This window comes from Rossellomorea sp. YZS02 (genome assembly GCF_033963925.1).
GTDB lineage: Bacteria > Bacillota > Bacilli > Bacillales > Bacillaceae_B > Rossellomorea.
The window spans coordinates 55,468-81,674 of record NZ_JAXBLY010000017.1 but is presented as its reverse complement, the minus strand read 5'-3'; the positions used below and the strand labels follow the sequence as shown (position 1 = coordinate 81,674).

Below are 26,207 nucleotides of genomic sequence, written 5' to 3'. Positions count from 1 at the left end.
AGCCGGTGGTTGGTGTGAACCGGTACAAAGATTAAGCGAATTTCGATTCCGGAGCTTCTTTTGACGAGATCAAAAGACGGTCAAGGCCGTTATGTGTGAAGAGTGATGAGAAGATACTTCTCATAACTAGGGTGGTACCGCGATATCCAAATCGTCCCTACGATACGTAGGGGCGATTTTTTTATTTGGTCAAAAATCCCCTCCCACACAAAAAACAGAAAGGAGAATGAGAATGAGTCAGCGTGAACAATGGTCATCGAAAATCGGCTTTATCTTAGCGGCAGCCGGGTCTGCCATCGGATTGGGGGCCATATGGAAATTCCCTTATATCGCCGGTGAAAATGGAGGCGGAGCATTCTTCCTGATCTTTATTCTATTTACTTTACTACTCGGTCTTCCATTACTATTGGCAGAATTCTCAATCGGACGAACATCCGGGAGCAATGCCGTGGATTCGTATCGTAAGATCGCTCCCGGGACTAAATGGCACTGGGTAGGGATTCTTGGGATGATCACCTCCTTCATCCTGCTTTCGTTCTACAGTGTGATCGGTGGTTGGATCGTCGTTTATTTATTCAAAGCTGTCACTGGACAATTAAACGGACTTACTTCAGATCAGTATGCCCAAGTATTCGGGACGACGATTTCAAATCCATTAACCAGTGTATTTGTCCAATTTCTTTTCATCTTGATGACCATCATTGTCGTGGCCAAAGGGATTGAAAAAGGGATTGAGTTGGCAAGTAAAATCATGATGCCGGCGTTATTCATCCTATTCATTCTGCTTGTGATCCGCGCGGTAACACTGGAAGGGGCAGGTGAAGGAATCACATTCCTGCTTCAGCCGGATTTTTCTAAAGTGACGTCTCAGACGATCTTGGAAGCAATGGGACAATCGTTCTTCACATTAAGTGTCGGGGTATCGGTCATGGTGACGTACAGTTCCTACCTCCCGAAAACGCAGAGTCTGCCCCGTTCGGCCATTTCAATTGTTGCGATGAATATCTTCATCGTGTTGTTAGCCGGTCTTGCAATTTTCCCTGCAGTCTTTGCCTTTGATTTAGAACCGGGTGCCGGTCCTGTATTGCTGTTCAATGTGCTGCCTACTGTGTTCAGTCAGCTACCTTTCGGGATGCTCTTCTTCATCGCATTCCTGGTACTGTTCTTATTCGCAGCATTGACCTCTGCCTTTTCGATGCTTGAAATCATCGTTTCCGTCATTTCGAAGGGAGACCCTGTAAAGCGGAGAAAGTGGTCGTGGATCATCGGCCTTGCCATTTTCGTTTGCGGGATCCCATCGGCATTATCTTTCGGAATCATGGGGGACATCACGCTCTTTAACAAAACCATTTTCGACTTGGCCGACTTTGCCGTCAGTAATGTATTGCTTCCAATCGGGTCATTGCTCATCGCAATCTTCGTCCCTATGAAAATGAAGAAAACGGCACTCTATGAAGAATTAAAGCAAGGTAGCGGGTTGAAGCGCGGATTGTTCGAAACGTGGTTCTTCTTGATCCGTTTTGTGGCACCTGTGTTGATCCTGTTTGTCATGCTTGATGTCTTGGGGGTATTTTAATACCTCTTCCCATAAAAGGGTTGACCCGATTCAAGGGTCAACCCTTTTTCTTGTTAAGTTCCATATCCCATGATCACTCCGCACGCAAGCCTCTTTCCTGCATCCCCTGAAGGCTGTGATCTGAAGTCATCCGGGTTTTGATGGATGATGACTCCTTTACCGATCACGTCACCCACTTTGAATTTATTCGTAAAGAAGGACATTTTGGCATAGCCATCGTTCGAAAACAAAACAGGAAAATCCCCTGCATGATTGCCATGTGGCTGATTGGTCGGATTCCAATGCCCTCCTGCAGAAGTGAAAGGTTCTTTCGGATCCCCTATTTCACAGACTCCCTTCTCATGGAGGTGAAAACCGTGGGGGCCAATCGGTTTTTGATCCCCTTTTCCTTCTTTATAAGACGGTAGACCTGTCACCTCGGCAAATACTTCCACTCCATTTTGAACTTCCCGAAAAAAAACATACCCTTGCAGCCCAGGAGCGAGTGGTCCTCCCTGGATTTGAGCATACGCCATATTGGGAGTATTTCGATAATAGGAATAAGCCGGATAGCCGTATTGATAATAATTCATCCCGTAATCCCCCTTCCTTCATTCTATTTTATGAAGGAACCGGGGATACATGATGAAAAAACCGTAGTGTCCTTTTTAATCAAACGTTTGTTTAACTTCAAAAACCCTTCCTTCATCAAGGGTTCGAGGCACTAATCAAACGTTTGTTTAAATTTCCAGCCTTTACTTTGAAACCGTTTGACATCTTTCCGTGGACTATCTCTTTTGTTGGTTATTCCCAAATCCCTATATGCTCTGAAGTGCGAAATTATGATTGGTTTTATTTTCCTATTACTATTATCCCTTTTCATTTTGTCCCAGAAATGTTATATTTTCAGAAACTTCTGATTTCTATTCTGCAATGCAACACTATTTTAGGAGGGATTGATATGCAAGGTGAAATTAGGTTAATTCCATATTTCATGGACGAAATGATTGTTGATGCAAATGAAATTCCTAAAGGCGTTGATTTAATCCAAGCTCCTAGCATGTGGAAGAATGGGTATAAAGGAAAAGGTGTGACCATTGCAATCCTCGATACAGGATGTGATATGAACCATCCGGATCTTGCGGGGAAGGTCAAGAGCTTCCGGAATTTCACCGATGATGATGACGGCGCGGAAGATAACGTGACTGATTACAGTGGACACGGTACTCATGTGGCGGGAACGATTGCCGCAAGTGAAAATGGCGATGGTGTCATCGGAGTGGCCCCACAGGCTGATCTGATGGTCATTAAAGTTCTTGCCGGCAGCCGTGGAAGTGGAAAGTATGAATGGATCGTAAATGGTATTTTGTATGCGATTGAACAAAAGGTCGACATCATTTCCATGTCCCTGGGAGGCCCTACAGACTATGAGCCGCTTCATGAAGCGATTCAAAAAGCGGTGGATTCCAACATCCTGGTGGTCTGCGCTGCCGGTAACGAGGGTGACTCAAATAGCAGTACGGATGAATTCTCCTACCCTGCCTGCTACAATGAAGTCATTTCGGTCGGAGCCATTGACCTCCAGAGAAAGTCTTCCTACTTCACCAATTCCAACAATGAGGTTGACTTAGTGGCACCCGGTGAACAAATCTTATCGACCATCCCTGGTGAGAAATACGCTAAGCTCAGCGGCACCTCCATGTCTGCTCCCCACGTCTCCGGAGCCCTGGCCCTGATCAAAGAGTTCGAACAGGTCTCCTTTGACCGCAAGCTATCTGAATGTGAAGTATATGCTCAACTCATTAAACGCACGGTCCCACTCGGTTTCCCGAAAACACTGGAAGGAAATGGACTCGTCTTTTTAACTGCTCCTGACCTTCTGCGGGAGCACCTAAGAAATCAGCCACTTGCGCAGATTGGGTGATCGTGTCCCTTATCTAGTTGATTTTTGGCTCATTTCCGTCTAAATGAAAAGAATCCCCGGACCTAATTCATTAGGTCCGGGGATTCTTTTCATTTAGACGACCTTTCAGCTTTGCTGAAAGGCGGTTGAAACGTACGTTTCAACCGAATGAGCCAAAAATCGTGCACGATCCACTTCTTTTAATATGCAACAAAAAAACAGCCATCCCTGACTGTTTTTTGTGCTGTAAACTATTGCAGTCTGCTTTGTACTTCCTGACAGATTTGATCTGCACTCAGTCCGCTTGCTTCGATGACCGGGCCTTGAGTCGCTACATTCTGAATACCCATTACATCTGTATCCATTCCTGTTACGACACAGCAGTCACATCCGTTTGCATCTGACTCCTGCTTCAGCTCCACTACTTCATGCCCCTGAGCACGTAAGGCTTCTACAACGTTTGTTAAGGATTGTTCAACACCAATTCTCATGCCTTTACACCTCCTGTTTCTACATATAGGATTTTCTATCGATGAAAAAGATATTCGTCATTTATTTTTTATTTACTTGTGTGCCGCTTTTTTTCTGGCTTTGACCTTTAGCATTTCCTGTCTGGGTATCAGATGCAAACTCCACATCATTTTTCGCTTTTTGTTTCGCCAATTGTTCCGATGTTTGGTCCATACTTTTCTTTCCCTGTTTAGACATTTTCATCCCTCCTCTGACTTTTATAGAATTAGAATCCCCATTTCAAGACAAAATATTTGAAGGGCATTCAAATCCGACGGGTATGTTTATTTTTCAAGAACCCGGGTAAATGGTTTATATAACAACAAATAAAAAGGGTGGTATTCACATGGATGAAGCAAAATTAAACGAGTTAATTGATGGATTAAATGAAGACTTGGCAAATGAATATGCCGCAGTCATTCTTTACACAAACTACGCTGCTGTAGTGAGCGGCTTATATCGTCAAATATTAAAGCCTTTCTTCGAAGAGGAAATTCCAGACGAGCAGGGCCACGCTTTATATCTGGCTGAAAAGATTAAAACATTGGGTGGAGATCCGACAACGACGCCTGCAGCCGTGAAGCAAACGGATAATGTGAAGGAAATGCTTGAAGAAGGACGAAAAGCCGAAGCAGATACAATTGAACGCTACAAGAAACGTAAAGAACAGGCTGACGAATTAGGTCTTGTCGAGCTTAGCATCAAGCTCGATGATATGATCGCTGATGAAACCCATCACCTTGAAGAGTTCGATCGCCTGTTAAAGGACCCTTCTTTCAATTAATACACAAAAGACCGCTATTCAGCGGTCTTTTCTTACGTTATGACCCGGTAATTACTCCATTCATCAAGTAATAAGGATCGGTACTTAGGAGTCAAGTAGCGGTCATCGATCAGTTTCAGGACACCAATGTCCTCTTCCGAACGAATGAGTCTTCCCCCTGCTTGAAACACTTTGTTCAGTCCTGGGTATACATAGGCATAATCGTACCCGTTCATTCCCAAGGTATTGAAATGGTCTTTGATGATTTCCTGCTCCTCTGACGGCTGTGGAAGGCCGACACCGACCACGATCACTCCTTTTAACCGGTCTCCTTTCAGGTCGATTCCTTCTGAGAATATTCCTCCAAGGACGGCAAAACCGATAACAGGCTGCTCTCTTTCACTTTGAAACTGCTGGAGAAACGCTTCTCTTTCACCCTCATTCATATTTGGTTCCTGAATGAGGGTATCCGCCTTCAACATTGATTCCTTGTTCAACCTTTCATACGCTTCTTCCATATACGCATAGGACGAAAAGAAGATCAGATAATTTCCTGTATACTGATTGAACGTCTCTGCAATTGAATGCGTAATGGACGGAAGGGTTCGTTCCCTGTCACTGAACCTGGTCGAAATCGGATGAATTCCAACTTGCCATTGCCCATGTTGAAATGGGGAAGGCATCAAGAAACGATAATCCTCTTCCCCTCCACCCAATTGTTGAAAATAATAAGAAAACGGGTGAAGTGTTGCAGAGAAAAAGATGGAAGAATGATAAGGCTTTGCAACCTGCTTGATGAGTTTAGATGGATCGATGCAATAGAGCTTCACCTCTAAGTCATTCGAGCTCCGACCAATCACAAAACGATGCTCCTTCGAGAAAAGGTTGGAAATTCGAACAAAACTTAACGAATCAAAGTACAATTGCATGAAATCTTCTGACCACTCTTTGCCTGCTTCCCCCAGGCTCTTTTCAGCTATCTCAATGAACCCCATAACGGACTCTATAAATTCAGCATCCAATTCAGATCGAATATCAGATCCGTCTTCTTTTTTAATCCGGAGGAATTGCTTATTTACAGCCGTTAAACTTCGCCTCAACGCTTCGTGAGCGGAATACAGCTTTTTGATCTGTGAAAAATCCGATTTTTTCAGTGAGGCTGTATACATTTCCCTTCCCCTGCCGACAAGATTATGAGCTTCATCTACTAACAGAGTCGTCTTTTTCTTGCCTTCATCGCTCATTCTTTTAAAGGATACCTTCGGATCGAAGATGTAGTTATAGTCGCATATGACTCCGTCCACCAAATAGGAAAGGTCGATTGAGAACTCAAAGGGACAGACTTTATGATCTCTTGCGTATGTTTCAATGATAGGACGGGTAAGGATGGTTTCGTTTGTCAAGATATCGATCAGAGCCCCGTTTATGCGGTCATAATACCCATTGGCGAACTCACAATACTCTTTTTGACATATGGTTTCTTCCTTAAAGCAGATTTTATCCCTCGCCGTAATCGTAACAGTACTATGGGACAACCCCTCTCCTTCAAGGAGATGCAATGCCTCTTCCGCCACAGTCCGGGTGATGGTTTTAGCCGTTACATAAATCCATTTGGAATTTTCTTTCCCCATCGCTTTTATAGTGGGAAACAAAGTGGAAATGGTTTTACCCGTTCCTGTCGGTGCATTCGCATACAAGGATTTTGATTCGGAAACGGTTTTGTATACGGCACCCGCTAGTTTCTTTTGCCCTTTCCTGTACGTTGGAAAAGGGAATGTAAGATCTTCAATACTTTCCATTTTATTTACTTCATTGTTCAATAACAAAATGGCAAATGGGGTATAGGACACCAGGATAGCGGTTACGATCTGTTCAAGCTCTTCGAAGGAATAGGTCTGATGGAAGGACTTCGTTTGTTCTGATTCGACTTCGATGTAAGTTAGTTGAACATCGATTTGGGAAAGCTGTTTCTCCTTTGCCAATAAGTAGGCATAACATTCTCCCTGAGCCCAGTGGACTCGGGATCCCTCTTCAATCAAATCCAACCGTTTCGCAGTTGACTTGATTTCTTCAATGATGACTTTTCCTTCTTCATAGTGAATCCCATCACAGCGGCCCTCCAATTGGTAAAGTATATCCTCATATGTTAGTTCTCCCTTCAGGAAGACTTCCTTCTCATCACCTTCTTTATATTCTTTCTGCAGCTTTTGATGAAGCCTTGTACCGGTCGTCATGGAGGAGCGTGCCTGGAACCTGAGATCGATGCTACCTTCTTTATAGACAAACTCCACCAATTCCCTGATGGATATCTTAATCGTTTTCTTCACAGACGTTTCACCTCAAGCTTTCAGTCGAAAATGTTGATTCTAACCGTTTCTCAATGAACATATATATTAGACAAGCATTTTGGAACGGAGGATTCGGGGAATGAAGGCAAGATTCGGCTTTTACTGTATTGGTTTACTCGCTCTTTCATTAGGTGTTTCTCTCATTATCAAAGGGGAACTTGGTGCGGCTCCCTGGGATGCGCTGGCCGTGGGGGAATCCAACCTCTTTCATCTCTCAATCGGGACATGCATCTTCATGAATGGATGCATCCTCATTTGTATAAATGCCCTATTACTGAAAGAAAGCATACAATGGTTGGCTGCCTTATCGATATTCATCATCGGGATGATGGTTGATTACTGGATTTCAATGGGCCTTACCTTCCTGGAACCTGCGGGATTTCCTCAGCAGTTGATCCTGGTCATTACAGGCATCCTGCTCCTCGGGATTGGCATTTCGATATACCTTCAAGCCAAACTCCCTTCAAGTCCGATGGATACGTTCATGGTGGCCATTCACAGGCGTATCGGATTGAACTTACGCAATTCACGTTTATTAAATGAAGCCATTGCCATTACGCTTGCCATGATGTTTCATGGGGCAGTGGGGATCGGAACCGTCATAGTTGCCTGCACATTAGGCTTCATCATTCATATCTTCTATCCTATCATGGAACGTATGTACGGGAAATGGAGTTAAAGAATTTACCAGAATAAAAAAACACTTAGTCCATGTCCTAAGCGTTTAAATTGTTACTATATGTATTGGATGGTTTTGATTCGTATTTCCCTTGCCTTTCACTGTCCAACGGAAGGCTTATCGTGGCGACTGTCCCCTTATTCACTATGCTCGTATAATGGACATGCCCTCCCATGGCCCCAATGATGCGCATGGAAACCGATGTCCCCAGGCCCGTCCCACGGTCTTTTGTAGTGAAGAATAACGTCCCGATTCTTGAAACCTGTTCTTTCGTCATACCCTTACCTGTATCGGCGACCGTAATGACCGCCTGAGTATGGGTGACTTCAAGATTCACGGTGACGTTGCCTTGGGGAGGAGTCGCTTCTATGGCATTTTTTATGATATTCACGAAGGCTTGCTTCAATTTATTCCGGTCCGTTAATAGATGGGCATCTTCATGTAAATGAGCTTCAAGGTAAACCCCTTCTTTCAGAGCATAGGCGTTGAGGAGTACAGTGACATCAGAGAGAACCTCCCTGAGGTTGATCTTCTCGACCTTTTCAAATTCAGGCTTGGCAAAATTAAGATAATCATTGATGATGTCCTCAGCCCTTCCCAATTCACTCAACACAATCTTCAAGTATTCATCGTGATCACCGGTCACCTGCTTCTTCATCAACTGAAGGAATCCTTTCACAACAGTGAGGGGATTTCGTACCTCATGAGCGATAGAAGCTGCCAATTCACCAAGTGTATTCAGCTTCTCCGATTTCATGATTTCTTCACGCAGTAACTTCTTTTCGATCATCCATTCATTTAGTTGAGCTGCCAGTCCCACCCCCAGCACTTGGATACCACCGAATATAAGGACATAGAGCCCCATTTCCCGGTTGCCAGATACGGGGACACCCGTTATGAAGGCAAAGGCAAGAAGGATACCGAGCATCACCAATGCCGGCCAAAAGCCCAGAAGCACAGCAAACGTCACCCGCTTCCTGGGAGAAAAAGACCAGAAACGATTGGAAATCAAGAAGGGCAGCAACCCTGCTAACAAGGCACTAACGAATCCGAAGACAATCGCATCACCTCCATTGATGATACGTGCTGATATTATGAATACGAAGACGATGACCCCTGCCTTCCTCCCACCATATAACATGGAAAGAACCAACGGAATATACCTGAAATCCCAGTACAACCCAAAGCTCTCATAAGCAAAAATCAAACACATAAACGCTGCAATCCCATGTAAAACCCCTATGAAAACAGGCGATTTTCCCAGCCTGTGATTTTCAAGAAGCGAGGTTTGAATGAGAACAGGAGCCAAAATAATCAGTACATGTAATAATAATTTCTCGATCAGCATCGAAATGTCTCCCAGTTTAAAAATGTAATACTTTACACATACGACAAAATTCTGATAATTCCTCTTTCATCAGTCATAAAATCACGAAAAAAGTCATAGAAGAGGGACGGACCTCAGCATTTCTGCCGAGGTCCGTCCCTCAAATCAGTTCAGTTGCCCTTTATAGGTAAGGTCTTTCGGGTCGAGGTGGTTGAAGTCGCCTTGAAGTATTTTTTGGATATCTGTGATGGTTTGCTGAACCTGTACGCTTTGGCCTTTGACCTTGGTGAATTCTTCTGCAACGAAGAAGGGCTGGCTCAAGTAAGCTTCTAGTCTCTCTCCAATTTGAAAAATTTCAAGATCTGCTTCAGGGATTTTCTCCTTCCCGATCGTGTTCATGAGAACGCGGATTTCTTTATACCGTCTTAATAATTTTTTTGCCTTCTTGTGTGTCGACGAGTGGCTGGAATCGACCGTTTCGTCTTCTAAGAGAACAGACGTGGACTGGACCGGATGAATTGCCGGATACATCCCACGGGTTGCCAAATCAATATCGAAATAACAGAGGCTATCAAGCGGACCGAACGGATCATCTTCGTCGACTGCTTCCCCACTCGGATCAAACAATAGTGTCGTGAGCTCAGTATAATCTTCCGCTTCAAAACGCTCCCTTAATTCATACAATTCTCCCGATACGATATACGAACGGTCCACATACAGAAGAATACTTTCTTTGTCTTCAACCATGGAAACTTCTGCAAAGGCATCCTCTATACTATGGCATTTAGCATGTACAAACCCTTCTAGATCACTTAATCCGGGGTATGGTTTATCCGGTGTCAATAATATGGCGTGGTACCCTTTCTTCTTCAATGCTTGCGTCAATTCAGCCAGTACGACAAATTGGCCGACCTGAGCTCTTGCGACGAATCCGTTGGTACCTCCCTGAACAATTGGTGCAAATACATCAAGTGGTTTGATTCCCGTTTCAATCATCCTTCGTTTCCCTCCCTGAATAATCAGTTCATCCAACGTGCAATTAGCCAGATTTGCAAGCGTGACGATTGTTTTTACTTCTGCACGACCGACCGCTATCTTTCCTGTACATAAATTTGAAACCGTGGCCGGCCTCAATCCCACCGATTTAGCAGCCGTTGTCAGATTCGGCACACGCTTACGCAATAATGAAACATTCAGCTTTAAATGGTCTTTCATGGAAAATATCCCCTCCTTACTTTATAAGGTAATCTAAATTACGTTAAAAAGCAATAGTTTTTATTTTAAAACGTAATTTTTTTACTTCGAATAGTAAATAAGACGAATATCTTCACCTCTCCTCTTCTTAGACACATCTAAAATCACCCTATTTTATTGTCCTAAATTCAAAAGGTCGTACCTATAATAAAAGATAAGAATCTTTTATTAAAAGGATGAAAGTGGATGAAAAATACGAATCTCAAAATACCTGAAACTTCTAAAAAGCAGCGTCTAATCGTCTCGGCAGCGATGATCGTTTTCTTTGTCTCGCTTTCCATCATCGTCTACTGGATGCCTGTAAAAACAGCCACCCCACCCCCATTTTTACAAAAAGAAAATGAGCGCCCTCTCGTCATCGCTCATCAGGGAGGGAAGCAACTTGCGCCTGGAAACACCATTGAAGCTTTCCAACATGCCGCCAATTTGGGAGCCGATGTAATTGAAACGGATATACATATCACCAAAGACGGTCATTTGGTCACCATTCATGATCCTACAGTTGATGCGACAACAAATGGGCACGGATTTGTAAAGGACTTCACATTAAAAGAGCTCCAACGACTTGATGCAGCCTATTATTTTCAAGACCTAAATGGAGACTACTCCTTTCGCGGAAAACATGTATATATCCCCACCCTCGAGGAAATGTTTCAGCGGTTTCCAGACATGAGGATCAACATTGAAGTAAAAGACGATAATCCTGAAGAACGGACACAGGAAATCGTGCAGAAATTAATGGAACTCATTGAAGAATACGATATGGAAAATAAAGTCCTTATCGCTTCATTCGATCAGCATATTATCGATTTATTTGAATCTTACTCAAACGGGCGGGTCGCCACCCAAGGAGGGAAGCAGGAAGCAAAGAAATTCGTCATCCTTCACAAATTATTCCTAAGAAACCTTTATAAAACAAATGTCGACGCCTTTCAGCTTCCAATCCAGGAAGGTAAGCTCGATCTGACACAACCGATGTTGATTTCCGGAGCACACCGCATTGGTCTGCATGTTCACTATTGGACCGTCAATGATCCTGCAACGATGGAAAGACTCATAAACCTGGGTGCAGACGGAATCATCACAGACAGACCCGATTTATTATTGGATTTACTAAGGAAAAAAGAAGATTGAATCAAGCATTACTTTTTTACCAAGTGACATTTCATAAAGATTCCTCACCAAAAACCTACAAAAAAATTACAAATATATTTGTATTAATCATACTATTTACCTATATAACTATTTGTCAATGTCTGTTAGGCTTAAATTAAGTCAAATGACGAAAGAAGAATAAATATGACAGTAAATGTGTTTTTAGACGATTATCGACACTGTCCTCAAGGGTACATTCTCGCGAAAGATATCGATGAATGTATTGACCTGCTTCTTAATTTTTCTATCGCTCATCTTTCACTGGATCACGACTTAGAGAGTAAGACTCGTAATGGCTTAATGCTCGTCCACTACATGGTGGAAAAACAGTTATTTGCAGAGAGAATCACAATTCACTCCGCAAACTCTGTAGCCGGAAAGAGAATGTACAAGTATTTAAAAGCAGCTCAGGATGATCAAAAGATGCCTCGGTCCATTCAAATTCTTTTGCGGCCCTTACCTCTAAGATGAGTTATCATATATATAAAGAACTGTTCCCTGAACAGTTCTTTTTTTGTCAATTTATTTAATTTGGTTTTTTCTTACTTTATAATGGAGAATAGAGAATTTGATTAAAGAGGGTTTAAACTATGGACTTTTTGAAGAAATTCCAATTTGTCGGCGGAAGGATTGCGAAAACGGGAATTGCCGTTTTTCTTACTGCTCTTGTATGTGAATTGATGGACTGGCCGGCGACCTTTGCTGTCATTACAGCCATCGTCACGATTGAACCGACTGCTGCAAATTCAATCAAGAAAGCATTCATCCGTTTTCCAGCTTCTGCTATAGGAGCTTTATTTGCCGTGATCATCACCCATACACTAGGAGATCACGCCATTACGTATGCACTGGTCGCACTTCTGACGATCATCACATGCCATAAACTTCATCTTGGAGCAGGGATCTTGGTTGCAACATTGACCGGAATCGCCATGATTCCAACCATACACGATCATTATGTAGCGACATTCTTCATCCGACTTGGTACGACTACCATCGGCTTGATTGTATCGACATTGGTGAATCTATGGATTCTTCCACCTAAATACGCCAACACGATTTCAACCAATATCCATAATCTCTATTTCAAAACGGGGAACCTATTGGAGAAACGCGGATCTGAAGTCCTTCAGAATCACTCACTCCACAGGGAGACAAAATTGATATTCAACGATATTTTAAGAGAAATCGAAACAACGGATACCCTTTGTGAGTATCAAAAAGAAGAATGGAAGCTTCATCGCTCCAACCGTCAGGAATTGCGTTGTTTTAATTATGAATACAAAAAGCTGAACCTATTGAGGCAGATCCTTTTCCATATTGGAAATCTAATCTACTTACCGGTTCAATCTGCATTCAGTGAAGATGAAAAGGAACGGATCATGGATGCCACCCTGAGTTTAAAAGGAATCATGCATCATCCTTCATTTGAAATTCCTGAACATCATTTCACACTGATGAAGAACCTGCTTGAAGAGTTCTGGGAAGATCACGAGGGACTTCATATGAAGCCTTTTCAATCCATGAAGCATCACTTTTCTTGTGAAACCGTCATGCTTTATGAATTGTTATCCATCCATGATCTTATAGAAGAATTGAATGAAATTCACATACTGGAAACGCAACACCAAAAAGTATTAGAAAAGACATTACATTCACAATGAAGATACCAAAAACAACGAGAAGGGGTTGGGATATAACGAAATAATATCAACCTAGACGAAACATCTGTACTTTTGACTTTTTAGGATCGCTTGTTACACCGCTGTTGATTTCCGTGCAAGACTCCGCTTTCCTCGGGCGGAAGGCGAGCCTCCTCGTCGCTCCTGCGGGGTCTCACCTATTCCGCTTTTCCCGCAGGAGACTCCGCCTTGCACTCCAATCAACAGCTAGAATCTGCTAAATACACTAGGTATTCTTTAGCCATAACAATAAAAAATCCGAACATTTAGAATTCCCCAAAAGAATTTAAAATGTTCGGATTTCACTTTACTAAAACATGTTTGTACCAGCCTGTTCCCATTCTTTTCGCGATCATTCCAATGCGTTTTTCGCTAACATCCCGATGACCATATCATCCATTGGTGGATTATGAAGCCCCGCTCGCACATCACGATAATATCTCTGCATGGGATTATCCCGGAAAAGTCCTCTGGCACCCACAATCCTCATTGCGGTATCGACAATTTGAAAGGCGCTGTTCGTCACCACATGCTTGACAGAAGCAAGTTCTGAAGCCATGTCTCTCCTTTTGGATGGTTCCCTCACCCACTTATCCGCCACTGAATATAATATCTGTCTGGCGTTAAACAGCTCTAATTCCATTTCACCGATTTTCCGTTGAACTTCTGGAACATCCTTGATCGGTCCAGGCAGACTGTTTGGGGAGTAGTCCTTCGCAAACTGGATGGCATAATTGCGTGCTGCAATTGCCACTCCGATATAGCAGGCAGGAATATGAAGCAGCCACGCTTTAGGAATGTCTTTCCCCACGGCAGCGCTGTCTCTTTCAACAAGTGAAGACGCAGGTAAATGGACATCCGTCAGGACGAGATCGTCGCTTCCAGTCCCCTTCATTGAAATCGTATCCCACGTCTCCTCGATGCTTACTCCCTTAAGGTTATGATCCACAAGAAAGAAACCTTTCTCGTCTGTATCATCGATCGTGGCCGATATTAAGGAATAGTCGAGCACTCTGGCCATGGACGTAAAGGATTTCCTGCCCGTTAAGGTCCAGCCCCCATCTGTCTTGACGGCCTTGGTCTGAGGCAGCCCTCCACGCGTCGGACTCCCGGTGGCGGGCTCTGTTGCTGCACGATTTATAAGGGCTTTATTATCCACGATTTTCCTGCAAAGATCTTTGAAGATGTGTTCATTCCACGCTCTCGTCTCCGTGATCTCCATTAAGCCCCCCAGATGCCAGCCGATGGATAAAGCCGTTGCCGCATCACCGGTTGCAAGCCTCTCCTGAATCATCACCAGTTCATACAGGTTTATCTCTTCTCCCCCATACTCTTTCGGAAGAGAAAGATTCCCATATCCACCTTGTTTAAGATCGTCGAAATTCTGATACGGGAATTGATCTTCCCTGTCATACTTCTCCCCCCGCTCAGAAAACATATCAGCGAGTTCTCCGGCAGCATCGACCAATTTCTTTTGCCGATCATTCTGAACATATGGTTTATATAAATCCACTAAAAGAGCACCTCCCGTGATTGAATGACAGTCTTCTCCGTTTATCATAATCAATTCTGTGTTCCAACTCAAAGATATTGTTTACTATTCTGATCGGATTACAAGATTACCTTTACCTGCATAATTATTTTCTCCTTGAACCATCCTATAAATAAGATCATCCTTTAAGGGGGAAGTCAGCTTGAGCAAAAAAAGAAGTAAGTGGATCATTTTTACATTGATGCTCGTTTCCTGGGTATTTCTCTTATTGGCAGGAAAAGAGACGTTAAAAAAATATCTACCAGCTGCCATGTTCATGTCCTTCCTTGTTTATTGTGAGAATGTGCTGGCAGAAAGGATCAAATGGTGGACTATATCGACAAAGATCTTCCCTAATGTAAATGGCATCATGCCCTTTGTCCTCGGAGTTTTTCTGACAGGTTCAGTATGGATCCTTAAATTCACATATAAAAATATATTCCTTTATATATTCGTCAATCTTCTCGTTGATACATTCTTTACATACCCCTTTTATTCATTGTTCAAAAAGTTCGGTGTGTGGAGACTGATTCATTTAAAGCAATACCAGTTATCGGCTATGTTTTTCGTTAAATCTTTGCTTATGTATGCTTTTCAGAAATATATTGGAGACCGGATCTACTCCAGGATGTTTTCGTAAACACGATTGCTACGTAAACAGCAATTCACTTCTCCATAGACAATAAGAAACCTGCTGCCTCTCCGGCAGCAGGTTTCTTCGTTATAGATTATGATGCATTTTCTTTATCTTCCACTTTGTATTCCTGCTCCCAGAACTCTGCATTTTTGATGCCGAGCTTTTTGGAGTTAAAGACTGGATCCAGCCCCTGCTTCTTCTGTTCCTCATAGTCCTTCAATGCTTTAAGGGCAGGCTTAGCGAGGATCAGGATCGCAATCAGGTTCAGCCAAACCATCAGCCCAAGACCGATATCACCAAGAGCCCAGGCAAGTGCCGCTTCTCTCACTGCACCGTAGAATGTGGCACCAAGAAGGACCACCTTCAGGACCACCATGGCTGCCTTTGAGTTCTTCCCTCTCAATAAATAAGCTACATTCGTTTCTGCCATATAATAGTAAGCCATAATGGTGGTGAAGGCAAAGAAGAATAAGGCAATCGCAACGAATGACGCTCCGAACCCAGGTATGACAGACTCAATGGCCGCCTGCGTATAACCAGGTCCCGCCTCGATCCCATCTAAATTGTTCGCAAGCATCGTCCCATCTGGAGCTTCCGTATTGAAAGATCCCGTAAATAAGATCATGAATGCCGTTGCCGTACAAACAAGAAGGGTATCAATATAAACCGAGAATGCCTGTACCAGTCCTTGCTTTGCAGGATGAGAAACTTCAGCCGCTGCCGCTGCATGGGGTCCAGTCCCTTGACCGGCTTCGTTGGAATAGATCCCGCGTTTCACTCCCCATGAAACAGCCATACCGATGATTCCACCGAAAATGGAATCGGCACCGAATGCACTTTTAAAAATAAGGGCAAAAACAGCCGGGATTTCGGCGATATTCATTCCGACAATGATCAGGGAAAGAAGAATGTACGCCACAGCCATGAAAGGTACTACGTACGAAGCCACTCCGGCAATACGTTTAACCCCGCCAAAGATGATGACCCCGATTAACACGACAAGCCCGATACCCGTAACGGTCGTGCTGAGCCCGAATGCATTTTCAAGTCCCAGTGCAATGGAGTTCGACTGAATCCCCGGCATTAAGATACTCATCGCCAACAATGTCGCGAATGAGAATAATACCGCATACCATTTCCAGCCGATCCCTTTTTCAATATAATACGCAGGACCTCCACGGTATTCCCCGTCCTGCTTCACTTTATAAATCTGGGCAAGCGTCGATTCAATAAAGGCACTGCTCGCACCGATGAAGGCAATCGTCCACATCCAGAAAACGGCTCCCGGACCACCGAAGGCAATCGCCGTCGCCGTACCGGCGATATTACCTGTTCCGACACGTCCCGATAATGAAAGAGCCAAAGCCTGGAATGAAGATACCCCCGCACTGGAGCTTCCACCTTTGAACATTTGAACCACCATATCTTTAATCAACCGTACCTGTAAAAACTTCGTTAAAATAGAAAATAGTAAGCCTACGCCTAAACAAAAGTAAATCATGACAGGAGACCAAAGGATCCCCACCAACTTGCCAACGAATTCTTCCACGGCATTTCCCCCTTTTTCTGCATAAAAATTTTCTAACTATTAAGAATTATATTTTATTTGACACAATATAGACAATCTTTTTTTGTGACGAATTTTCTCTAAACGTTTAAAAAGCCTTATATGACAAGTCTTCATACTTACAAAAAAATTTTTGGGAAAGCTAGTAAAGGGGTGAAAATATGTCGAAAAGGAAACTTCTTGTCCCAGAATCAAGAGCTGCGATGGATATGCTGAAAGCGAAAGTATCAGGCACAAATGATCCAAAGGAAGCCAAGTATGAGATGGCAAAGGAACAAGGTATCCCTTTGCAAAGGGGATATAACGGAAAATTGACGTCTGAACAGGCAGGCAAAGTCGGAGGAGCGATCGGCGGGAATATGGTGAAGGAGCTTGTGAAGATGGCCCGGGAAAATATGTCTAAGAAATAGTAAAAAAGCTGACACCTGCATGTAGTGTCAGCTCTTTTTCATTGGTTCAAGGAGATTTTTTAATTTATCCAGATCCTTATAGATCTCTTTTTCCAGAGAACGGTTATAAAAAATCGATGCCGGGTGAAAGGTTGGAAAGATTGAATACGTTTCATCACTCACTATCCATTCAGTCGAATCCATATCCTTCAACTTCCTGACCTTTGAGTGAATTACCTTCCCATGTACATCGGAAATGGAATAATCCTTCCCCACCAATCTTTGCAATCCTATATTCCCTAGTGTGACAAGCTGTTTCGGTTTAATATGCTGTAATTCATAATCGAGAATCGGAGCATGGGCCAGCTGCTCTTTCATAGTCGGAGCCCTGTTGTATTTTTTTATGATGGTATCATTATTATTGGATTTCTTGTGTACGATTTTGTAAGGTCTGCTTCTTACGGTAGAAGTGAAATAAATTTCTTCCCGGGAGACACCTATATAATTTAAGAACTCATCCAGCACTTTTCCCGCTCTTCCACTAAAAGGCATTCCATTATGAATTTCCGTTTCACCCGGAGCTTCCCCCACGATCATGATTTCAGGAGTAGACGGTCCCTTTCCATAAACGAATCCTTCACAATTATAGGGTTCCATCCTCTTTTTGCAAAGATCGACCAGTGTTTCCGGTATCACATACATCACCCTTCATCAGTTCATTCTTTCGTTATTCCCCCTAATCAACCGCTCTACACATTCCCATGTTTATTTCGTCATCAGAAAAGGAATAGTATGGTTAAAAGATTTAATAAAGGAGATGGATTTCTTGTCACAAGCTGAACTAAAACAACAAATTTTAAAGGTTCTTGATGAGAGTAAGGTGGGGACACTGGCCACCGTGAAAAATAACAAGCCCCATTCCCGCTATATGACGTTCTCCCATGATGACCTGACTTTATACACACCAACAAGCAGTGAAACGCATAAAACCGATGAGATCGAAAACAATCCAAATGTCCACATTCTTCTCGGTTACGAAGGTGAAGGATACGGTGATACCTTCGTCGAAATTGAAGGGCGCGCTTCCATCGAGGACTCTGCCCACTATAAAGAAAAATTGTGGAACGATCATATGAAGAGATGGTTTGAAGGTCCTGACGACCCCGACTATATCGTCCTGAAGGTCCAGCCAACATCCATCCGCCTTATGAATGATGAAGAAGATTCGCCGCAGTCGCTTGAATTATAATTAAATGTTTCCTTGACATGATACAAGGTTAGTGTTATGATTGTTTATTGTAATCTTGTAACATACATTGAAACGATAGAGAAGATAATTCGTAATTCTATTCCGTTTTGATTTAACAACTTATTCACACTGGATCGGCTTCGGAGCCGTTAGGATGTAAGAGAGGTAGGGCTTACGTCGTTTAGGTATATCAAACGACACAAAGGAATTGCCCGCGGCTGTTTATTATCTGCAAACAACGTTCAAGATATAAATATATTACTTGTGATGTTGCAAGTTACAGAGTTGCCTTTATCCGATTAAGGCAACATCCAAGGGATCGCTAACGGGATGATTAGCCCCTTTTAATAGGAAAAACACCTCAAAAGGAATGACTTTTGAGGTGTTTTTTTATGTTCTGGATGATTAACTACTCCGGGCAGGTTCATTTTGATCAACAATCGCTTACATCAAATACTCTCCCTCAACTGACTATGATACAACCCATGATAAAACCCTTTTTCTTTAAGAAGTTCATCGTGAGAGCCACGTTCAATGATCCTGCCCTGATCAAGGACCAGGATCTGATTCGCCTGTCGGATGGTGTTAAGGCGGTGAGCCACCACTACGCTCGTCCGCCCCTCCATCAACCGTTTGAGGGCTTCTTGAATCCTCAGCTCCGTAATCGTATCGATGCTACTCGTCGCTTCATCAAGTATCAGGATCGAAGGGTTGGAAAGGATTGCCCTTGCAATGGATAATAACTGCTTCTGCCCCTGGCTGATCCCGCTTCCATCAGCTCTTAGCATGGTATCATAGCCCCCAGGCATCTTTTCGATGAAAGTATGGGCATTCGCAAGTTTGGCTGCTTCCTTTACCTCTTCATCCCCAGCATCGAGTCTTCCGTAGCGGATGTTATCTGCAATCGTTCCCTGGAACAAAAAGCTATCCTGCAGGACAAAGCCCATTTGCTGCCGTAAACTCTGCCGCTTAATGGTGCGGATATCCCGGCCGTCGATCTCAATACTACCTTCGTTCAGCTCATAAAAACGGGATAGGAGGTTGGTGATTGTCGTTTTCCCCGCTCCAGTTGGTCCAACCAGAGCAACTGTCTCACCCGGCTGGATGGAGAAGGATACATTTTCAAGCGTCTGCTCTCCTTTTTCATATGAAAACGAAACCTGCTGAAACTCGACCTTCCCCTTTACCGAATCGATCTCCACAGCATCTCCCTCGTCCTTCTCTTCTTTCTCTTCATCCAGGATTTGAAATACACGCTCGGCACCCGCAATCGCTGACAGAAGCGTATTATATTGATTGGCAAGCTCGTTCAACGGACGTGTAAACTGCCTTGCATACTCAGCGAAAATGACGATGACACCAATCGTAATCATTCCATTGAGGGCAAAAATTCCTCCGACTCCGGCAATGACTGCAAAACTGAGATTATTTAATACATTCATCAGCTTCGGGATGAATCCCGAGTAAGTATCCGCCCAATACGCAGACGTTCTCAGCCTTTGATTTTTTTCACCGAAATCATTGATTGCCGTTTCTTCACGGGAAAAGGTCTTAATGATGCTGTGGCCAGAGATCGTCTCCTCTATATATCCGTTTAATTCACCGATATTCTGCTGATATTCTTTAAACAATCGACCTGTCCGTTTGGTGATCCACTTCATGCCGAAGACCATGAGGGGAACAATGATCAGGGTGATGAGAGTAAGGAGCGGGCTCAGCCAAAGCATGATCGAGACAGTCCCCACAAGGGTAAGGACACTTGAGATGATTTGAATGAATGAACTATTTAACGTTGAACTCACATTATCAATATCATTGGTCACCCTGCTCATCAGCTCCCCGTGCTTCCGTTTGTCAAAGAAAGGGATGGAGAGCTGGTGCAATTGATGGAAGAGGGCTTTCCGCAGCCGATAGACGGTATCCTGGGCAACGCCGATCATCCAATAATTCTGGAACCATACGGACATAGAATGCAGGATATAGATCCCAATCAGGACCATGACCAAGACACCCAATCCTGACGCTTCCTTCGTGACGATATACTCATCGATCGCCTTGCCGACAAGGAACGGTCCAAGAAGGGCTGCCGCGGAACTGATGAATACCATTAAAATGACAAGGTACAATATCACCTTCATTTCAGAAAGATAGCTCCAGAGTCGGCTCAACGTTCCTTTTGCATCTTTCGCCTTATCGCTCTTTCCCAATTTCTTTCGTACATGCCTAGACATGGTGGATTTCCCCCTCTCCGAATTGAGAATGGTAGATGTGTTGATAAAGGCTGGAATCTTCTAATAAGGATTGATGGGTGCCCTCGCCGATCAGCACCCCATCTTCTAATAGCAAGATACGATCGGATTCCATCGCCGTACTGACTTTTTGAGTGATGATCATGGTAGTGCACTCATATCGCTTCAAGGCTTGAAGCAGTCTTGATTCTGTTTTCAAATCGAGGGCGCTTGTACTGTCATCCAGAAGCAGGATCTTCGGTTTTCGAATAAGTGCCCTGGCAATGGAAAGGCGTTGCTTCTGGCCGCCTGAAAGGTTGACCCCTTTCTGACCAAGGACCGTATCATATCCATTTGAAAGCTTCAGGATGGTCTCATGGATTTGGGCATCTTTGGCCGCCTGGATCATTTCTTCCCTCGTGGCATCTTCTTTCCCCCAGAGGAGATTTTCAGCAACCGACCCGGAAAACAGAATGACCTCCTGAGGCACGTATCCGATATTTTGTCTGATTTCATCGAGAGGAATCAACCTGATGGGGTGTCCGTCCAGTTCCACTGTCCCTTCCGTTGCATCGTAAAGACGGGGGATGAGCTGAAACAGAGAGGTTTTACCCGATCCAGTAGCTCCCAGTAAGGAAACGGTTTGGCCCATCCCCACATGAAAGGATAGCTGTTGAAGGACCTTTTCACGGGTGGATGGATATTGGAATGATACATCTTTAAACGTGATCTCTCCACCGGTCACTTTGTTATTCTGATCTACTTCCTCTTCATCCTTCAAATCGATTTCCGTTGCAAGCACCTCCTCTACCCGCTCAGCCGAAGCCCTCGCTCTTGAGAAACTGGTTATGATGAATGAGAAAATAGAAAAAACTGAAGATATTCTTGTCACATACGTGACGATTGCCACGACTTCCCCGACCTTCGCCCCGCCTGAGGCAACATCAATGCTTCCAAACCATAGAACGGAGAGAAGGGCGAGGTTCATCACAAGCATCAAGAGAGGCATGATGATTTCCATGAAACGAAGGGCAGCAGCCGTTCGATCCTTCAAATCTTCATTCGCTCCATGAAAACGGCTTTCTTCATATTTACTTCTCGTATACGCTTTAATCAATCTCATTCCCGAAAGGTTTTCCTTCATGACCTCATTCACTTTATCGAGTCTTGACTGGACTCGTTCAAACAGGTTCCATCCCCGTTTCAGAACCCATAACAGAAATAGCCACAACACTGGAATGACGATGACTAATACAAGAGCAAGCCGGACATCGACGATCAGTGCCATGATGGTTGATCCCACTACAAGCAGCGGAGCCCTGAGCATAATCCGGAGACTCATGAAAATCGTGTTTTGCAGCTGCCTTACATCATTCGTCATCCTCGTGATGAGAGAAGAGGCTGGAAGCTTACTAAAACTTGCAAATGAAAACGACTGAACCTTCTTATACAAGCTTTCACGTACGTCAAAGCCGAACCCCTGACTCGTATATGCAGCAAAAAAGGAATTCGTCACTCCTGAAATAAAGGCAATGAGGGACATGCCTACCATAATGAAGCCCCATTTCAACACGACGTCCAAATCTTTATTCAGTATCCCTTCATCAATAATCCGTGCCATAAACAACGGATTCAATAATTCTACGGCAAGCTCTACCAGCATTAAACTCCAGGCAACGGCCATGGCAGCCCGGTAAGGCTTTAAGAAACGTATGACCTTCAAACGAACACCCCTCTTAACTTTATCTGCCATTATTTATATGTATCATCATATCGTTTTTTTATTCTGGGTGGTAGTTGGAAGTGCCGTCCGTGCCTTACGGAAACCATGGATCAAAAAAAGAGACCACGATATTCTGCGGCCTCTTCTGTCAATGTTTTAGTTAAGATCTACTGTGTCGATATTATTGAAACCGTCCATAGAGTAAGAAGTAATAGAGCGATTCGAAACAGTATAGAGCAGATCATCAATATAGATCAGTCTTTGAATCTGGTCTTCCCACTGTTCATAGTACTCTTTGTCTCTGTTTCCTTCTTCTGCGAGTTTCGATTTCAACACAATCCCTTTTTCAGGAGTGATTTCATAAAGAAGGGCACCTTGATAGTCGAAGTCCAGTTCATGCTGGCTTCCCTCCTTTTCATTGTAAACAGAGATTGGAAAACCGTATAGATTTCTTGATGGCTCATGAAGCAAGGCTTTGTGGTCCTCCAGTAAGGTAGAATGGGTCCCGGCCCCTCCGATGATTTCGGTGTCCGTTACTTTCGGATGATGAAAATCAGTAATATCAAATAACGATATCTTCATCCCCTTCCTTGTGATCCTCGGTTCGATATTTGCTTCCTTACCATCGTTAACCACTTTCGTATCATACCCGAATCCGATCAGGTGCCGATCGTCAATCGGATGAAGGTACGTACTGAAACCCGGGATCTTCAATTCCCCCAACACCTTTGGATCGGTTGGATCTTCCGTATCGATGACGAATAATGGGTCGACTTGCTTAAAGGTCACTATATACGCTTTGTCTCCCATGAACCTGACAGAATAGATTTTCTCCCCACGGGCTAAATCCGTTACTTCTCCTACGTTTTTCATGTTTTCATCCAGTATATATAGTGCATTGGAAGAAGGTGAGTCATTGTTCCAAGCCTCTCCATCGGTCGTGGCAATCCGAAAATACCCTCTGTGCTCATCCATGGAAAATTGGTTCAATACTCTTCCTTCTACCCTTCCTGATGAGGTGAATGTGATCTCCCCATCCTCTACTCTAAATTTATAAATATCTGTATCAGGAGAAGCCCATCCGTCCTCCTCGTATTGTTCTGCGGCGATATACAAGTTCTCTTTTGTCATATACACTGCATCTCCTCCACCAAGATAGGAATCGACGGTAAGGGGCGCTTTCGGATTTTCCATATCCAAAGCCGTCATTAAGGTATAGTTGGGAGAAGTGGATTTTGGGAAGTATCGGATGTTCTCATATGGAATCGGCTCTGACTCACCGTCCTTCAAACTATCCCTCACCCTTGGTCTTACATCAAGCTCATCATCCTGTTCAAGCATCCAGTAGTTTGGATACATACTGGAAATCAAGTAGACAGTAGAATCCATTTTCCTGGACGAATGATACTGTCCTTCAAGCTCCACCTTTCTTTGCAAGGACGGCTTATCTTTGTTCGAAACATCATACAAGAACGCCACCGTCATGCCCTCAACCGGCATAATCTTAGATCGTGTTCCTTGATCACCTTCTTTAAAAGGCGGTGACCAGTTGTTTCCAATGACAAGCACTTTGTCTCCGTTCAAAAAAAGATGGTGCGGCTGCACATGTTCTTTGAAGATAATGGTGGATACAACCTCCATCCGGGGCTTAACCTTTGTAATCAACAGTCTCCGGTCGGTCAATTGATAGATATACCCCCCATCTGTCTTTACCAGATCCCCTTCGTCTACGCCTTGAACCTGATTATTCGTTGTAGAAAAATCGGAACCCGCTTGGGAAGATTCACCTGAAGCGCTGTCCTCTGAAGACTTTGACTCCATTTTCTCTTCCCTTCCAAACAGAGAAAACCTCGTATTTTCCTTGTTCCTTTTCAGGACTTTCTTGAAGTATTCCGCCAGGGCTTCCCGGGACTGAATGCCCGGTAATTGAGAAGTGACTGCAAAAGGGATCTCTGTATCCCCGGAGTAGGATAATCCCCACTTGGTTTTTACGTTTGGAGAAATATGAAGCGTGAAGCTTAGAGGTTCAAGGGGATACCCTTCATTCGGTGCATGTACCTGTAATGATTTGCGGTCTTCACTGAGCTTTAGAGTGACATTGACATCACGCCCATCGGAGTCTTTCACATAAATATTTTCCGCTGTTACCGTATCTTTTTTAAGAGGCGTGGAAAATTGTAGTTTCCATGAGTCATTCTCCATTATAAGGAGATCTTCCGCCCATCTTCCCTCCGCCTTCACAACAGGTCTTTGAGTGTACAGAAAGGTTCCAATACCGACAAGAAGAACAACCCCAAGAACAATGAGCAGATACGTTTTCTTACTCATAGCATGACCCTCCTATATGTCTTATTTGTTGATTAGACGTCAAGGATCACGAATGGTTACATGCATAAAAAAAAGACCTCACAAAAAAGCAAGGTCCGTCCCTCTATCTCATACGTCTCGCACTTGCGTTCAGGCGTGCGTTGCGGATGACCTGGTTGATGACTTCGGAGAAGATGAGTCCGATGGCGATGGATCCGGAGATCATGAAGGCTTTGGCTGCCAGATTGATGGCGGCATTGTAGTCGTTTTGTACGAAGTTTCTCATGGCATCGTACGCAAGTCCCCCGGGTACGAGGGGGATGATCCCGGCGACAGAGAAGATGATGACCGGGGTTTTATACATTTTCGCAAACACCTGACTGACCACCGCCACGACAAAGGAGGCAAGTAATGTGGCAAGTACCGTGTCGGTTTCATTTAAACTCATGAGTATGTAGATGATCCAACCCAGCATACCAACAATTCCGCATTTGAAGAGGGACTGCTTTGGAGCGTTGAAGATAATCCCGAATGCGGCGGCGGAAATGAAGCTGGTCACTAATTGTTCGATGATGAGCATCCCTTTTCACCCCTATCTTTATAGATTGACAATATATTCTTACGTTAAAGTAAACACAACGGCAATACCCGTCCCGATGGCAAATGCCGTTAAAAAGGCTTCCGCGCCCTTTGACAGGCCCGATACCAAATGTCCTGCCATTAAATCCCGGACGGCATTGGTGATCAGGAGGCCTGGAACCAGGGGCATGACGGATCCAATGATGATTTTATCCAACTCCTGCCCCATCCCGAGATGGACAAACCCGAATGACACCATGCCGATGATGAAGGAGGCAAGGAACTCGGCGAAGAACTTGATCGGAACGAGACGATGTAAATAGATCACACTTGTGAATCCGATCCCGCCAGTGATCAGGGCCGGCAGGAAGTCATTCCATCCCCCTTGGAACATGATGAGGAAGCATCCACTTGCGATTGCTGCCGCCACCACCTGAATCAGGAAGGAATAGGATAAATCGGATTGATCCAACTTCTCAAGGGCATTGTACGCTTCTTCAAGGGTCAAATGACCTTGACTGATTTGCCTCGAGATACTGTTTACGAGAGTCACTTTCTCAAGATCCGTTGACCTCTCATTAATCCGGATCAGCTTTGTCTTCGTCGGTTCTGAGGTCTCAATCGAGAAAATGATCCCCGTAGGCGTCACATAGCTGTGGGATTCGGATATCCCAAACGAAGCAGCGATCCGCATCATCGTATCCTCGACGCGGTACGTCTCCGCCCCGCTTTGCAGCATGATCTTCCCTGCCAGCAGGCTGACCTCCATAATGTCGTATCTTCTTATCATTTTTGCTTCCATATGATCTCTCCACACGCGC

At 44.0% G+C, this 26,207-nt stretch carries 24 protein-coding genes and 1 other annotated feature (1 of these 25 running past the window's edge); of the genes, 10 read left to right on the top strand and 14 right to left on the bottom strand.

Annotated elements, in window-relative coordinates; all coding sequences use genetic code 11:
• Nucleotides 1-162: a binding site (T-box leader), on the top strand (it extends 48 nt beyond the left edge of the window).
• Nucleotides 163-232: 70 nt separating this feature from the next.
• Complete coding sequence (locus SLH55_RS16630; RefSeq protein WP_219167973.1) at nt 233-1,576, top strand: sodium-dependent transporter; 1,344 nt, start codon at nt 233-235, stop codon at nt 1,574-1,576.
• Nucleotides 1,577-1,629: 53 nt separating this feature from the next.
• On the opposite strand, the gene SLH55_RS16625 is transcribed toward SLH55_RS16630, so the two are convergent.
• Nucleotides 1,630-2,148 (bottom strand): superoxide dismutase family protein, encoded by a 519-nt coding sequence (locus tag SLH55_RS16625; RefSeq protein WP_219167974.1) that lies wholly within the window; start codon nt 2,146-2,148, stop codon nt 1,630-1,632.
• A 368-nt stretch (nt 2,149-2,516) separates the two neighbouring features.
• On the opposite strand from SLH55_RS16625, the gene SLH55_RS16620 reads away from it, so the two are divergent.
• Nucleotides 2,517-3,479, top strand: coding sequence for a S8 family peptidase (locus SLH55_RS16620; protein WP_219167975.1), 963 nt, complete (start codon nt 2,517-2,519; stop codon nt 3,477-3,479).
• A 230-nt stretch (nt 3,480-3,709) separates the two neighbouring features.
• Here the strand turns inward: SLH55_RS16620 and SLH55_RS16615 are convergent, their stop codons facing one another.
• Together SLH55_RS16615 and SLH55_RS16610 are read right to left on the bottom strand one after the other, a co-directional pair.
• Nucleotides 3,710-3,949 (bottom strand): YkuS family protein, encoded by a 240-nt coding sequence (locus tag SLH55_RS16615; RefSeq protein WP_206852339.1) that lies wholly within the window; start codon nt 3,947-3,949, stop codon nt 3,710-3,712.
• A gap of 61 nt (nt 3,950-4,010) precedes the next feature.
• A complete protein-coding gene (locus SLH55_RS16610) occupies nt 4,011-4,166 on the bottom strand; it encodes a hypothetical protein (RefSeq protein ID WP_219167976.1) in 156 nt (51 codons plus the stop codon).
• A 148-nt stretch (nt 4,167-4,314) separates the two neighbouring features.
• Between SLH55_RS16610 and SLH55_RS16605 the strand changes: the two genes are divergently transcribed.
• Nucleotides 4,315-4,752 carry a ferritin-like domain-containing protein gene (locus tag SLH55_RS16605; RefSeq protein WP_219167977.1) on the top strand — a complete coding sequence of 146 codons (438 nt, stop codon included), beginning with the start codon at nt 4,315-4,317 and terminating at the stop codon, nt 4,750-4,752.
• 32 nt (nt 4,753-4,784) lie between these two features.
• On the opposite strand, the gene SLH55_RS16600 is transcribed toward SLH55_RS16605, so the two are convergent.
• Nucleotides 4,785-7,058, bottom strand: a complete 2,274-nt coding sequence (locus SLH55_RS16600) for an ATP-dependent DNA helicase (protein WP_320324043.1) — start codon at nt 7,056-7,058, stop codon at nt 4,785-4,787.
• A 100-nt stretch (nt 7,059-7,158) separates the two neighbouring features.
• Between SLH55_RS16600 and SLH55_RS16595 the strand changes: the two genes are divergently transcribed.
• Entirely contained in the window at nt 7,159-7,758 is a 600-nt protein-coding gene (locus SLH55_RS16595; RefSeq protein WP_320324042.1) for a hypothetical protein, read from the top strand.
• A 37-nt stretch (nt 7,759-7,795) separates the two neighbouring features.
• Here SLH55_RS16595 and SLH55_RS16590 read toward each other — a convergent pair whose 3' ends face one another.
• Complete coding sequence (locus SLH55_RS16590; RefSeq protein ID WP_320324041.1) at nt 7,796-9,106, bottom strand: ATP-binding protein; 1,311 nt, start codon at nt 9,104-9,106, stop codon at nt 7,796-7,798.
• Nucleotides 9,107-9,250: 144 nt separating this feature from the next.
• On the bottom strand, nt 9,251-10,300 hold the full coding sequence (locus tag SLH55_RS16585; protein WP_320324040.1) for a hypothetical protein: 1,050 nt from the start codon (nt 10,298-10,300) through the stop codon (nt 9,251-9,253).
• Nucleotides 10,301-10,525: 225 nt separating this feature from the next.
• On the opposite strand from SLH55_RS16585, the gene SLH55_RS16580 reads away from it, so the two are divergent.
• The 3 genes from SLH55_RS16580 to SLH55_RS16570 all read left to right on the top strand — a co-directional run bounded on the left by SLH55_RS16580 (nt 10,526) and on the right by SLH55_RS16570 (nt 13,158).
• Nucleotides 10,526-11,473 carry a glycerophosphodiester phosphodiesterase gene (locus SLH55_RS16580; RefSeq protein WP_320324039.1) on the top strand — a complete coding sequence of 316 codons (948 nt, stop codon included), beginning with the start codon at nt 10,526-10,528 and terminating at the stop codon, nt 11,471-11,473.
• A gap of 165 nt (nt 11,474-11,638) precedes the next feature.
• Nucleotides 11,639-11,965 carry a cyclic-phosphate processing receiver domain-containing protein gene (locus SLH55_RS16575; protein ID WP_219167983.1) on the top strand — a complete coding sequence of 109 codons (327 nt, stop codon included), beginning with the start codon at nt 11,639-11,641 and terminating at the stop codon, nt 11,963-11,965.
• Nucleotides 11,966-12,084: 119 nt separating this feature from the next.
• Complete coding sequence (locus SLH55_RS16570) at nt 12,085-13,158, top strand: aromatic acid exporter family protein (protein ID WP_219167984.1); 1,074 nt, start codon at nt 12,085-12,087, stop codon at nt 13,156-13,158.
• Between the two features lie 370 nt (nt 13,159-13,528).
• On the opposite strand, the gene SLH55_RS16565 is transcribed toward SLH55_RS16570, so the two are convergent.
• Complete coding sequence (locus tag SLH55_RS16565; protein ID WP_413787105.1) at nt 13,529-14,689, bottom strand: acyl-CoA dehydrogenase family protein; 1,161 nt, start codon at nt 14,687-14,689, stop codon at nt 13,529-13,531.
• Nucleotides 14,690-14,870: 181 nt separating this feature from the next.
• Between SLH55_RS16565 and SLH55_RS16560 the strand changes: the two genes are divergently transcribed.
• Nucleotides 14,871-15,347 (top strand): hypothetical protein, encoded by a 477-nt coding sequence (locus SLH55_RS16560; RefSeq protein ID WP_257475042.1) that lies wholly within the window; start codon nt 14,871-14,873, stop codon nt 15,345-15,347.
• 88 nt (nt 15,348-15,435) lie between these two features.
• On the opposite strand, the gene SLH55_RS16555 is transcribed toward SLH55_RS16560, so the two are convergent.
• A complete protein-coding gene (locus SLH55_RS16555) occupies nt 15,436-16,845 on the bottom strand; it encodes an alanine/glycine:cation symporter family protein (RefSeq protein WP_413787110.1) in 1,410 nt (469 codons plus the stop codon).
• A gap of 227 nt (nt 16,846-17,072) precedes the next feature.
• On the opposite strand from SLH55_RS16555, the gene SLH55_RS16550 reads away from it, so the two are divergent.
• Complete coding sequence (locus SLH55_RS16550) at nt 17,073-17,321, top strand: alpha/beta-type small acid-soluble spore protein (RefSeq protein WP_320324037.1); 249 nt, start codon at nt 17,073-17,075, stop codon at nt 17,319-17,321.
• 27 nt (nt 17,322-17,348) lie between these two features.
• On the opposite strand, the gene SLH55_RS16545 is transcribed toward SLH55_RS16550, so the two are convergent.
• Nucleotides 17,349-18,002: a uracil-DNA glycosylase gene (locus tag SLH55_RS16545; protein WP_219167987.1), complete on the bottom strand. Its 654-nt coding sequence runs from the start codon at nt 18,000-18,002 to the stop codon at nt 17,349-17,351.
• Nucleotides 18,003-18,126: 124 nt separating this feature from the next.
• On the opposite strand from SLH55_RS16545, the gene SLH55_RS16540 reads away from it, so the two are divergent.
• Entirely contained in the window at nt 18,127-18,549 is a 423-nt protein-coding gene (locus tag SLH55_RS16540) for a pyridoxamine 5'-phosphate oxidase family protein (protein WP_320324036.1), read from the top strand.
• Between the two features lie 449 nt (nt 18,550-18,998).
• On the opposite strand, the gene SLH55_RS16535 is transcribed toward SLH55_RS16540, so the two are convergent.
• The 5 genes from SLH55_RS16535 to SLH55_RS16515 all read right to left on the bottom strand — a co-directional run bounded on the left by SLH55_RS16535 (nt 18,999) and on the right by SLH55_RS16515 (nt 26,188).
• Complete coding sequence (locus SLH55_RS16535; RefSeq protein ID WP_320324035.1) at nt 18,999-20,780, bottom strand: ABC transporter ATP-binding protein; 1,782 nt, start codon at nt 20,778-20,780, stop codon at nt 18,999-19,001.
• Nucleotides 20,773-22,530, bottom strand: a complete 1,758-nt coding sequence (locus SLH55_RS16530) for an ABC transporter ATP-binding protein (RefSeq protein ID WP_413787104.1) — start codon at nt 22,528-22,530, stop codon at nt 20,773-20,775. Before SLH55_RS16530 ends, SLH55_RS16535 begins: the two co-directional genes overlap by 8 nt.
• 126 nt (nt 22,531-22,656) lie before the next feature.
• Nucleotides 22,657-24,828, bottom strand: a complete 2,172-nt coding sequence (locus SLH55_RS16525; protein ID WP_320324034.1) for a beta-propeller domain-containing protein — start codon at nt 24,826-24,828, stop codon at nt 22,657-22,659.
• A gap of 103 nt (nt 24,829-24,931) precedes the next feature.
• A complete protein-coding gene (locus SLH55_RS16520) occupies nt 24,932-25,387 on the bottom strand; it encodes a threonine/serine exporter family protein (RefSeq protein ID WP_219167992.1) in 456 nt (151 codons plus the stop codon).
• Nucleotides 25,388-25,426: 39 nt separating this feature from the next.
• The gene (locus SLH55_RS16515; protein WP_320324033.1) at nt 25,427-26,188 is read right to left on the bottom strand and encodes a threonine/serine exporter family protein; all 762 of its coding nucleotides are present in this window, start codon (nt 26,186-26,188) and stop codon (nt 25,427-25,429) included.
• Between the last annotated feature and the right edge of the window lie 19 nt (nt 26,189-26,207).